Source organism: Acanthopleuribacter pedis (assembly GCF_017377855.1).
Taxonomy (GTDB): domain Bacteria; phylum Acidobacteriota; class Holophagae; order Acanthopleuribacterales; family Acanthopleuribacteraceae; genus Acanthopleuribacter; species Acanthopleuribacter pedis.
Genome location: NZ_JAFREP010000003.1, coordinates 424304 through 437237, shown reverse-complemented (window position 1 = coordinate 437237; position 12934 = coordinate 424304). Strand labels below are relative to the sequence as shown.

General features: G+C 64.3%; 1 protein-coding gene (only partly in view). It reads right to left on the bottom strand.

What is annotated here, in order from left to right; all coding sequences use genetic code 11:
- Positions 1-12934, bottom strand: partial view of a non-ribosomal peptide synthetase gene (locus J3U88_RS04930; RefSeq protein WP_207857246.1) — the 5' end (the start) only. The gene continues 32369 nt to the left of window position 1, outside the view; 12934 of the gene's 45303 nt are visible here — the first part of the coding sequence; it begins with the start codon at positions 12932-12934; its stop codon lies beyond the left edge, outside the window.

The following is a 12934-nucleotide window of genomic DNA, read 5'->3' as shown; positions in this document are numbered from 1 at the left end:
GATCGTGCAAGAAGTTGCTGATCTCCGGCGAGACGTCGATGTGCTCGTCGATGATCAGCGCGTGGTCCGACAACAGGTCGACCCAGGTCTCGCGCGTCGGAATGGTAATTTCCACGTTGGGATCGACAATCGGCCCGCGCAAATTGGCGATGTAATCCATCAGCAACACGCGGCCGTTGTCCTGAAGCGAACGGCTGATGTTCTGGAACAAGCCGACCTTGTCACGGATGTGGAAGCTGACCTCCACCCCGATGATCAGGTCGTACACATCGGGGAAGGCGTCCTTGCTGCTGTCGGCGTGGAAAATGCGCGTGCGGTCACCCAAACCGAGCTGTTGGATGCGGGCGTTGCCCTTCTCCGCCTGGGCCTTGGTGATGGTAAAACCATGGGTCTGCAGGTTGGGATAGTCCCGCGCGAACTGGATGACGTCGGTCCCGTGGCCGCAACCAAAATCCAGGAGCTTGCGGATCGCGGCGTAGTTTTCCTTGTAAAACAAAACCTGGCGCAACTCGATCTGGCGTTGTTTCATCATCGCCAGTTCGGCGGCGTACCGCTTGGGGTACAAGAAGACCCGCGTCATCGAGAAACCGGGGATGCGTTCCGGGAAGGGGCAGAAGGTCAGGTACTCTTCCTCAAAATCCGCGTCGCCGATGCCGGCGTAGAAGGTGTAAAACTCGGTCGCGCGGTTTTTGAGACGCGCGGGGTCGGCGTCGGGTACCGGCGCGTCGGGGTCGTGGGTCTGCATGGTTTCGTTCCTCATGGTGGTGCTGGGCAGAGCAGGCGATGAAGCGGCGGGTCGGTCGGTGGCTTTGGCAACCGGTCGATAAGCTTGGAGGTCGAAGGGATAGCTGGGCAAGCCGTGCAAACGGCGCGGTGGTTCGTCGGGCGCGAACCAGCGATCCCAAGGTACGGCGTGACCGGCGCACCAATAGGCGGCAACTTCGCCCAACGACCCAGAATCGATAAATGTCTGTATCCATTCCGTTTGTGGCTCGGGTTTGATGGTACAACGGTCGGTAAAACAAGTCACGGTATCGGCACCGCGACGCCAGGCCCGCAGTTCGCCAACCAAGTGTTGTTGATTCCCACAAACCACGGCAAGCCGCACCGACATCGGCTCGCGGCCGACCTGCAAGGTGTAACTCAGCCGGACCAGATCAAGGTCCTGATGCCGTTCCAAAAAAGCGATCCAGCGATCAACATAGCTTGCAAGCGCCTGCTCACTTTTGGCGGACAACACAAACACCATCGGCAGCACCCGACGGGGCGACGGCGCTTGCCGGTATTCCTCCAGGACGAGGTGGGCGTTGACCCCGCCGGCGCCGATGCCGGTGATCCCGGCGCGACGCGGGACGGTTTTCCCGTCAACCTGGATCGGCCGCCAAGGACCGGCCTCGCGGGTCAAGCGGAAGGGACAGCGCGCGAAGGGGATTTTTGGATTCAAGTCACCCCGCACCAGGGTCGGGGCCAGGGTTTCTTCGCCGAGGGCAAACAGCACCTTGGTTAATTGCGACATGCCCGAGGCCGATTCGGCATGGCCGATGTTGGGTTTCAGCGAACCCAGATGGCGTTGGCCGGTCACGCCCGCGGCGTCGCCAAAAACTTTGACCAGCGCCGACACTTCCAAGGCGTCGCCCATCTCGGAACCGTTGGCGGCGGCTTCGATCAGGCTAATCGAACGCGGGTCGAGGTCGGCTTGGGCGAGGGCGGCCCGAATCACGGCGGCCTGCTGGTGGGGGTTGGGCACGGTGTACCCGTTGGTTTTGCCGTTGTGGTTGACGGCCGAGCCGCGGATGACGGCGTAAATCGGGTCACCGTCCCGTTCCGCGGCGGACAGAGGTTTCAGTACCACGGCCCCTACCCCTTCACCCGGAACAAAGCCGCTACCGCCGGCGCCGAAGGCCGGGCAGTCGGCATCCCGTGAGAGCATTTGTTGGCTACATAATTTAATGTAGTTGCTCGGGTGCAGGTACAGGTTAACGCCGCCGGCGACGGCCAGCGCGCCACCGTCGCGCAGGTAACGGCAGGCCTCGTGGACGGCAACCAAGGCGGCGGAACACATGGTGTCGACCACGGTACTCGGTCCCTGCAGGTTGAGTTGGTAGGAAACGCGGTTGACCAGGCCGGCGAAGGAGGTTTCCGGCAGGTGGCGCGGGCTTTCGGCGCCCAACAAGTTGTAGCCCCGCTTGGTGATGCCCGCGAATACGCCGCAGCGGGTGCGCAGGTCGTCGCTGAGTCGCGAGGGTGCGATTCCCGCGTCTTCCAAGGCGCGCCAGACGGTGAGCAGGAACAAACGCTCCTGGGGATCGGTGTTTTCAGCGTCGCGCGGCGTCATGTTAAAGAATTTTGGATCGAAGTGGTAGGGCGCGTCGAGGAAACCGCCCCAACGGCTGTAGCTTTTGCGTGCCACGTTGGCCTTGCCGGGATCGGGTTCGTACAGATCGGTCCAATCCCAGCGGGTCCCCTCGCGGATCGTGCTTCGGCCGGCTTTGAGGTTCTCCCAAAAGGCGGCGACGTCCTCGGCACCGGGGTAGGCACCGCTGAGACCAATCACGGCAATGGGTTCGTGGCGCGGAGCCGCGGCGTCGGGTTGCGAGGACTCCGCGCTTTGCGCGTGGAAGCCCGAGGCGGCCACGGTGACCGGCTCGCTTGCCGGGGTCGCCTTGGGCGTTTGCGTTTGCATGGCCGACCCCGCCGGTATCAGACCGGCAACCACGTCGCCGTGTTCGCGCACCAAGTGTTCGGCCAGTTCGTCGATGGTCTGCACCTCGTAAAACAAGGTGCTCTCCATCGTGACAAAGGTCGTCTGGAGTTCCGCGGTCAATCGACCGAACAGAATCGAGTCGATGCCGTAGGTTTCAAAGGGTTCGGCGGGGTCGATTGCCCCCGGCGCCATGCGCAGGGTTGCGGCAATCAACTGCTTGAGAAAATTGAGGCAAGCGGCCTTGGGTGAGGTGACGGTATTTGCGGTCGTGGTTGCCGGTTGGTGTCGGGTCGAGGTCGGGGTGGTTGTGTCGCCGCCGGCGGCCGGTTGGCAAAGGACACCGTCCGAGGTCGCGAAAATCAACTGTTGCCCCAACACGGCCGCGGCGGCGGCGGGCAAGCGCGGGGCAAGGAAGCCTTCCTCGCGCAAGACACGGCACCAGCCCGCGCTGTCCAGCAGCGGTGAATCGGGAATGCGAAGCGCGGTATCTTGGCTGAGCCACCAGCCGTCCAACAAACCAAAGGTGAGGTGGTTGTACAGGGTGGGCGCGATCAGCTCGTTAAGGATCAGACAACCGCCGGCGCGCAAGGCGGCCTTGGTATTGCGCAGGCTGCCGCGGATGTCGGGCGTCGCATGTAACACGTTGGTGGCAATGACGATATCGTAGGCGCCGGAAAGCACAGCCTGCCCGGCGAGCGGTGCGCTTACATCGAAGCGAACCGGACGTACGAAGGGATAATCCGGCTGGAAATGGGTTTCGGCGTGCAGCAAAAAGGCTTGCGACAGATCGGTGTAGGCGTATTCGTCGATGGCCGCGGCGAAGGGCGCCAGCCGCGGCAAAACGGCGGATGTGGTGCCGCCCGTGCCGGCACCGATCTCCAGCAAACGGAAACGGGCCTTGGGTTGTTCCGCCAAACGTCCACTGATCATGGCCGCCACCTGCCGCGCCAGCTCTTGGTTAAAGCAATCGGAGACCGGGTTTCCGGCGTAGATGGGCGCGACCAGATCGAGCGAGCCGTTGGGGAACAAGACATGTTGTGCTTGCCTCAGGCCGCACAAAACAGCGGGCAAGGCATCGAGGCAGGGTTCAATCAGTTTGAGGTAAGGCACTAAATGCGGCTCTTGGCACCACCGCTGCTTGGCCTCGGCCCAATCCCGCGCCAAGGTTTCGGCTTGGATGGCGACGCCGTCGCGGCGGTCACGGCGCGCCGCCCACCAACGCCGGTATTTGGCGATCACCTGGTCCGGGTCAATCTCGGCCAGGATGTTTGCCAAGCGGCGCCGCAACAGATCGTCCATCACGGCGGTATGGCACCTTTGCAAGCGGGCGACGGTGGCGGCGTCGATGTCGGCCGCGGCCGGTACGGGCAACGGCGCCCCCGGCTGAAGCAGCGTTTTGGTCAGCCCGGTGTCCATGGCTTCCAAGGGTTTTTCACCCGTCGCTTGCAGCACCAACGCTTGCGGTGCGGCGCCCTGAACGAGCCTGGCCAAAGCCTGCATCGCATTTTCGGCATTCAGCGCCGCCATACCGCTTTGGGTCAGCCGTGTTTTTGCGGCCGCGGAAACGCGTTCCCCCGCCCCGACCGACCAGTAACCCCAGTTGATGGTTCGCACCCTGTAGGATCGCGTTTGGTCCAGGTAGACGGCCAGCGCGTCCTTGAACGCGCAGCCCGCGTTGTAGCCGGCCATGCCGCCGGCTTGTTCGAAGGCCATGGTGGAGGAGAAAAACAGCATCAGGTCGAGTGGCTCCTCGGCAAAGACCTCGGCCAAGGCGAGGGCCACATCGACCTTGGCGGACAGCACGGCGCGGAAGTGGTCGCGACTCATGGCGGCCACGCTTTGGTCAAAGGCGCCCAACGCGCAGTGGACCACGCCGTGAATGGGTCCCATGCGCTGTTTGATGGTGGTGACGGCGGCGGTTAAGGCGGCGCCATCGCTACAGTCGGTTTGCAGGTAAACCGGGGCCGGTCCGTGTCGGCCGATGTCGGCGATTTGGCGGCGAATCGTTTCGTCCTCCGCGCGGCGGCCAAGCCAAACGATGCGCGCGCCGTGGTGTTCGACCAGGGTGCGGCTCCAGATCGCGCCCAGGGCCCCAGCGCCGCCGACCACCAGATACAAGCCACCCTGGCGGTAGGGCGCGTGTTCGGCCGCGGCCACCTCGGTCGGTACCAAGCTTTGTTGGAACCAATCGCCGCCGCGGTGCGCCCAGAGGCGCCCCGTGCCGAAGGGTACCCGCGCTAAGTCGGCGAGGGGTTGGTTGGTTACCTCGGCCAGGTCAATCCGGCGCACAGGCCAACGCGCGTGTTCCTTGGCCAAACTGCCGAAAAAGGCGTGGACACCGGCGTGAAGCGGTTGAAGCGGTTCGTGGGGCAAAACGGCTTGGGTTTGCCGGGTAATCACCGTCCAGCGCAGGGCCGTTTGGTCGCGATCCAGGTCGCACAGCGCTTTGATAAACTGGAACAAGGCCGGCAAACCCGCCTCGTGGGTTTCGCGCCAGGTCGCTTCATCGTGCGACGTGGGTGGCGCAACCCAAACCCAGTCGCGCACATCGCCGAGGGCCGCGATGCGTTGGGCCATCATGGGTGCTGCGTCCGCCGGCGAGAAACACAGTGTTCTCGCCTCGGGGAACATCGCCGTTCCCGCGACCTCGCCAAAGCCGATCAGGACCGGCGCAAAGGGCGGATCCATCGGTGGTTGGGGCGGCGTTACCCGCGACCAGAACGGGGTGAGCACCCGCTGTTCGGGTTGCGGTAGGGCCGGTGGCGGTAGGGCCGGTGGCGGTAGGGCCGGTGGCGGTAGGACCTGAATGGGTTTTGCTTGGGTCGGTGCGGTACGTGCATCGGTGGTAAAGGCTTCGCTTTCGAGCCAGTAGGTTTCGCGCGCAAAAGGATAGGTCGGTAGCCGCACCAAAGGTGTGTTGGGCGCAAACAGCGCCGGGTCCTCCCAGTCGTAACCCTGGCAATAGCGGTCGGCCAACTCGGTCAACAAGGCGGCGGTACGGGTGCCGTCGTCCCGAAAGGTTTTGCTTTCTTCAATCAGCGACGCGTTGCGCCGGACCACGTCGGGTTGCGGTCGGAAATCGCGGGGAACGACGCCTTCGGCCGCGTGCCGCGCGTGCCCGGTACCGGACAGCGCCGCCACGGCCGCCGCCGCGTCGGCCACGACCAGCGCGCGGCGATGGTTGAAGTGGTGGCGCCCGTTGAGCAAGGTGTGGCTGACCGCGGTTAAATCCAGATCACCCTTCGTCAAAACACGACACAGGTCGTCGGCCCGTTGTTGCAGCGCGGTTTCGGTTTTGGCGGAAAGGACGAGGATCACCCACGGTGGCGCCTCCGTATTACGCCCCGCTCGGAACAGCGCCTCTTCAACCACCATGTGGGCGTTGGTGCCGCTAATGCCGAAGCTGCTGAGGGCGCCGGTGCGGCGCCGGCCCGCGCCCGGATGCGGCCAATGCTGCCGCGACCGGTTGACGTAAAACGGGCTTTGGGTCCAATCGATGTAATCACTGGGTTGCTCGCAAAACAAACTGGCGGGAATGGTTTGATGCCGCAAGGCCTGCACCAGGGCGACCAAACTCACCAAACCGGAGGCCGCCAGGGTATGGCCCAGGTTGGTTTTGGTCGAGGTCAAGGCACAACGCGCCGGTTCGGACGCCTGGCTTTGAAACACTGATTCCAGCGCGTTGATCTCCACCGGATCGCCGAGGCGCGTGCCGGTACCGTGGCTCACCACGTACTGAATCTCGCCGGAATCAATGCCGTGCCGTTGGTAGACCTGACGCAGCAACGCGCTTTGGGCTTCGCCGTTGGGCGCGGTCATGCCGTTGGTGCGGCCGTCGTGGTTCACCCCGCTACCGCGAATCACGCCGAGGATCGGGTTGCCGTCCCGGCGCGCATCGCTCAGCCGTTTGAGGACCACCGCGACCACGGCTTCGCCCGGTACCATGCCGCTTGCGTCGCGGTCGAAGGCGCGGCAACGCCCGTCGCCGGCCAACATGCCGGCTTCCCTCATGGCCAGGTGAAGCGCATCCGTGGTCAGCAAACTCGCGGCGGCGGCCACGGCGGTGTCGCATTCACGCGCGCGCAGGTTGAGGCAGGCTTGGTGTGCCGCGACCAGGCCGGAGGAGCAGGCGGTGTTCACCGCCATGGTGGGACCGGCGAGGTTGAGGAAGTACGCCGCGCGGGCGGCGAGGATGCCGGTGTGGTTGGCGGTCAACGCCCGTTCATCGGCGACGCGCGGGTAATCGCCGTCTTCGACCCCGACGAACAAACCCACCGCACCACCGTCCAGTTGCTTTTGACCGTAACCCGCATCTTCCAAGGCGCACCATACCGCTTGAAGTAGGAGCCGCTGACGCGGATCCATGGTGGCCGCCTCGCGCGGGGAGATTCCAAAAAAGCGCGGGTCGAATTCGGCCACGCCGGGAAGCACGCCACACCAGGGACCCTGCTCGGCATCGCCGGCGACCTGACGCGGCGCCCAAGCCTCACCCGCGGCGCTGATCACGCATCGGCCCTCGGCGAGGATCGACCAGAGTTCGTCGCAGTCACGGGCCGCGGGAAAACGACCGCTCATGCCGACAATCGCGATGGGTTCCCGATCCCTGTCGGGGTCGGTTTTTGGTTCCTCGGACCGGTTTGCCTCCCGGGTTGGTTCCCCGATTTGGCTGTCGCGAATCGTTTCGCTTTCATCGCTGTCGGATAAGGTTTGCGCCACCGCGTCGCCGTGTTCGGCCAACATCCAGGCAGCCAGTTTTGTCAGGGTCGGGTAACGGAAAAACAGGGCCGGGTTTGCCCCAACCGGGTAACGGCTGTTGATCGCTTCCGCCAGTTCGCCCATCAGCACGGATTCATAACCGTACTCGGCCAGGGCGGTTCGCTCGTCCACGGCTTCCGGTCTCATTTTCAGCGGCGCCGCGGCCAATCGCCGCAAATCCCCGTGCAACCGTTCCGCCAGGTTGCGCCCCGTGACACGCGGCGTCGCGGCGATCTCGGCCGGCCGCGCGGCCTCCGTGCGCGAAGAAACGGCGAGGCTTTGGGTAACACGATCGCGATTGCCGCTAAGCACCAAAACCGAGGATCGCTTGTGTCCCAACAGCTTTTCGAAAAGCTGAAGGCCGGCGTCCCGTTCCAACAAGCTTTGTCCGTGCCGGACGAGGATCTGTTCCGTTTGGGCCGCGTCGCCAATGAACATACCGCCCGCACGCCAAAACGGCCATTGAATCGCGATTCTTCCAGGTCGGCGCGACGTCGCCGCCAAGGCACTTTGGAACCGGTTGGCGACGGCGTAGGTACCGGAACCGAAATCGCCAAGCACCGCGGCGGCGGAGGAAAAACAACACAAAAAGTCGAGTTCGTGGTCGGCCAGAACCTTTTCCAGCAGCAGCGTGCCCTTGATTTTGGGGTCGAGGACCCGGCGCCGTTCGGTTTCGGACGCCTGGGACAGTGGCCGCGCATCCATCACCCCGGCGATGTGCAACACGCCGTCAAGGGCGCCGAACACCGCGTGGCATTCCCGCACCACCCGGCGCAGGGCCGCTTCATCGCACACATCGGCTTGCAGGTAATCGGCACGGCCGCCGGCGGTCTCGATCTCGGCCAACAAGGCGCGGCGTGGTTCGTCCAGCGGGGCGCGGCCGGTGAGCATCAACTTGGCGTCAAAACGTTCGGCGAGATGCAGGGCGAAAACGCGACCCAGCGCGCCCGCGCCGCCGGTGATCCAATAAGTTCCCCCCTGCTTGAGCGGTGCCGACGCCGGCGGGATCGGGCACGGACGGACCCGCGTTTGGTAGCGGCGCCCGTTCTCGAAGCGGCAATCCTGAAGTGGGTCGGCGGTGAGGGTTGCCACCACGCGATCCCAACTTGGAGACGCGCTTGTTTGATCGGTGGCGAGCACGGCGCACCGCGCGCCCGGCCACATCGCCGCCGGCGAACGCGAAAACCCGATCCACGCATCCAGATAGGTTTTTTCGAGGGCGTTGTCGTAGCCGCCAACCACCAGCAAACGCCGCGGCGGTTCAGCGCGTTCGGCCAAGGCGTGTAGCAAAGCGGCGAAGGAAGCAAGTTCGGTGCGACAGGCCGGATCGTGCCACGGGCGCGCATCAAGCAGCACCTCGGCATCGAAGCCGCCAAGCGTGGCAAGTCGCGATGTCCAGCCCGACCGATCCTCGGCACTCGCGGCGAGCACCCGCACTTGGGTTTGCGGCAGCCGTTGTTGCAACGCCGTTTTGGCTTCCTCCACCGCGGCCGGCGCGGCGAGACACAGCAACGACTTGGGTTGCCGAGGTGTCCCCGCCGGCTGGGGCGTTTCAACCCAAACCTCTTCAAAGGTCATAACCTCATCCGTTTTCTCGGACGCTTGGCTGGGTTCACTCGGTAACCAGTAACGATCTTTGCGGAAGGGGTAGGTCGGCAACGAAAGCCGTTGGGGCGCGCGACCGGTGAACAAAGGCGTCCAATGGATCGCGGCGCCGTCGACCCAGGCCTGGGCCAACCGATCCAAACGACGTGCGCTCAGATCCGCGTCAAGATCGAGCGGCTGGGCAATCGCTTCCTCGGCACGGCCGCGGTAAAGCGAACCCGCCGGCTGTTCCTGAACCATTTTGGCCAAAGCGCCGTGCAGTTCCGCGACCGAGGCAACCACGGCGGCCGCACGTTCCGTCATCGCCGCGCGCCCGACCATTAAGGTGTAGGCCAGGTTTTCCAGGTCGACCCCCTTGTCTTGGTCGGTCAACCATTTGTGCAGATCGGCGGCGATCTGCTGCAATTGCCCGCGTGACTTGGCGGAGAGCACCACCAGTTGCGGCCGTGGGTCCGCCTTGGCCGGCCGGGGCGGGGCGCTGTAGGCTTCGACGACCAAATGGCCGTTGGCGCCGCCCGCGCCAAACGAACTTAGGCCGGCGCGGCGCGGACCGTCGCTTTGCCAGGGCGTGTTGTGTTGCGGCACGTAAAACGGCGTTCCGCTGAAATCGATGTTGGGGTTGGGTTCGGCGCTGTGCAGACTCGGAACAATGGTGCCGTGTTTCATTTGCAGCAGAATTTTGGTGAGGCTCGCCATGGCCGCGTTGGCTTCGAGGTGGCCGATGTTGGCTTTAATCGAACCAACCGCGCAAAAACCCCGTTGCGCCGTGGCAAAGGCACGCGTCAGCCCCTCGATCTCGATAGGGTCGCCCAGGGCGGTACCCGTGCCGTGCGCTTCGATGTAACTGATTTGGTTCGGCGTCACGCCCGCATCCGCGAGCGCGGCGCGCACGACCTCGGCCTGAGCCCGCGGGCGCGGTACCGTATAGCCGTTGGTGCGACCGCCGTGGTTAATCGCCGAACCTTTGATGATTCCGTAAATGTGATCGCCGTCCGCCACCGCCTTGTCCAGCGGTTTCAGCAGCGCCAAGCCAACCCCCTCTCCCGGCACATAACCGTCGCCGCCCGCGCCGAAACTGCGGCACGTGCCGTCCGCGGCCAGAAAACGGTTGCCGCACAGGAAGAGGTACTTGCTCGCATCCAGGCTGAGGTTGACCCCGCCCGCCAGCGCCGCGTCGCATTCGCCGTTGCGCAAACTCTGACAGGCCAAATGCAGCGCCGTGATCGAGGCCGAGCAGGCTGTATCAACCGCCATGCTGGGTCCGGTGAAATCGAAGAAATAGGAAATGCGGTTGGCCGTGCTGTAGAGCATGCCGCTCGGACCCAGCGGGCGGCCTTGTTGGGTGGCTTCGACGCCGAGCGCGGTATAGGGCTGCCACATGCCGCCGACAAACACGCCGACCTTGGGTGCCACGCGGTGCAGTTCGGCCCCGTGGTAACCCGCATCTTCCAGCGTGTGCCAGGCCGTTTGCAGCAACAGGCGTTCCTGGGGATCGATCAGTTCGGCCTCGCGGGGTGAGATGTTAAAAAACAGCGGGTCGAAGGCGGCCACGTCGTTGATGAACCCGCCCCTGGTGCTGTAAACAACGCCGTCCAGGTGGGAGAGATCGCCGCGTTCGGGCGGCATCGCGCGGATGCTGTCGCGACCCGCGCGCAGGTTGCGCCACAGATCGTCGAGCCGGTCGGCGTCGGGGTAACGGCCCGCCAAACCCACCACCGCGATGTCCCGCGTCGCTTTGCGTGGCTTGCCGCGGTCGTCCATGGTGTCCCCGCGTGATGCACCCGTGATCGGGTGTTCCGGCTGCTTGCCGGTGGTCGGTGTTTGCCACAGATCAGCGTGGTGTTCGTGGAAAAATTGGGCCAGTTCGGCGAGGTTGCGGCAATCGAAAAACACCGCACGGGACACGACGCCGCCGAAGTGCTGTTCAAAGGCGAGGTTTAAATCGTGAATCATCAGTGAGTTGAGGCCGTATTGCTTGAAGGGACGGGCCGGTTGGATTTCCTCCGGCGCCACGCCCAGCACCGGCGCAATCACGCACGCCAGCCGGCGTTGCAAACGGGTCACATCCAGGTCGGTTTCGGTGACCGGCGTTTCTTTCGGCGTCCCGGTCGCGGCTGCTTGTTGCACCTGATCGAACCAGCAGCGGCGTTTTTCGAAGGGATAGGTCGGCAGCGACAGGCGGCGACCCAGCCGAGCCGGCTGCAGCCAATGGCGCTTGCCGGCAACCCATTCGGCGGCCAAACCCGCCAAGTCGTCGCCGCACACAACCCGATCGGTAGCCGGCGGTGTTTCGGTCACCTCGCCGTGGAACACGCCTTCACGCGTCGCGCCGTCCGCCCAGGCCGCCAGGCCGGCGCGCAGCGTCGCGTGATCGTCGGCCACCACCGCCAAGCGCGCTTCCATCAGGTCGCGGCCGAGCATCAGGGTGGTTGCCATGTCGGCCAAGGGCGGGGTTTCCCCCGCATCGAGAAAGGCAAGCCATGCCGTTACCAAATCAGCCAACCGACCGGGCCGCGCGGAAAACACCAGCAACCAAGGTCCGGCTTCCGTGTCTTCGGTAACCCGCTGCAACGGCGGTGCTTCTTCCAACACCAGGTGGGCATTCACCCCGCCCATGCCGAAAGCGCTGACCCCGGCGCGTCGCGGCAGATCACCGATGCGCGCCCATTCGCGATCCTCGGTGATCAGTTCAAGACGGCTCCGGGTCAGATCGCATTGAGGGTTGAGGCGTTGATGGTGCAGCAAAGCCGGCAAGCGGCGCTGTTGCAAGCAGAGCAGGACCTTGATCAAACCCGCCATCCCGGCCGAGCTTTCCAAATGGCCGATGTTAGCTTTGACCGAACCCAGCCCCAGCGCGGGTCCCGGCGGGTCCTCGTCGAAAACCTGCTGCAAACCCGCGATTTCAATCGGATCACCCACCGGCGTGCCGGAACCGTGGGTCTCTACATAATTAATGGAGGCCGGATCCACCGCGGCGTCGGCCAGCGCGGCGCGGATCACGCGCGCCTGGGCCGCGGCGTCGGGATGGGTTAAGGTTTTGCCGCGACCGCCGTGGGCCGCCGCGCTGCCGCGGATCACACCCAGGATGCGGTCCCCGTCGTGCAGCGCCCGGTCCATGGTTTTGAGGAACACCACGCCGACGCCCTCGCCGCGCACATAACCGTCGGCGGCGGCGTCGAAAGAACGGCAGGCGCCGGAACTGCTCAGCATCCCGGACTGACGATGGGCCTCGGTCATGGTCGGCGCCAGCAAGGCGTTGACCCCACCAACCAGCGCCGCCTCACATAAACCGGCACGCAGATCTTGAACGGCTTGGTTCACCGCGGCCAAAGAACTGGAGCTGGCGGTGTCGATGACCTCGCTTTTACCGCGAAAATCAAATAGATAGGACACGCGGTTGGCCAGCAGTGAGTGCACGGTCCCGGTCGAAACCGGCGCGGCCACCGGCACCCCGTGGACCCGCATCAGCTCGGCATAATCGTTTTTGGATACCCCGGCATAGACGCCGATGTTGCCGCCGGCCAAGGAACGAGGCGCATAACCCGCGTCTTCCAGCGCGTGGTAAGCGCAGCTAAGGAACAGGCGGTGCTGGGGATCAAGGTAAGCCGCTTCTTTCGGCGACAAACCAAAAAACAAGGGATCGAAACAGTCAATGTCCTCAAGCCAACCGGCGATTTCGGCGGGCATGTCGAGGCACCGATTTTTGCGCGCTTCTGAAATTTCGGAAACCGCAAAAAAACCATCGCGGAGCAGCGCCCAAAACGCCGCCGGATCAACAGCCCCGGGAAAACGGCAAGCGGCACCAATCACAGCCACGGCGTTGGAATAAGATGGGTTATCTATGACATACTCATAGAGCCTTTGTCGCAT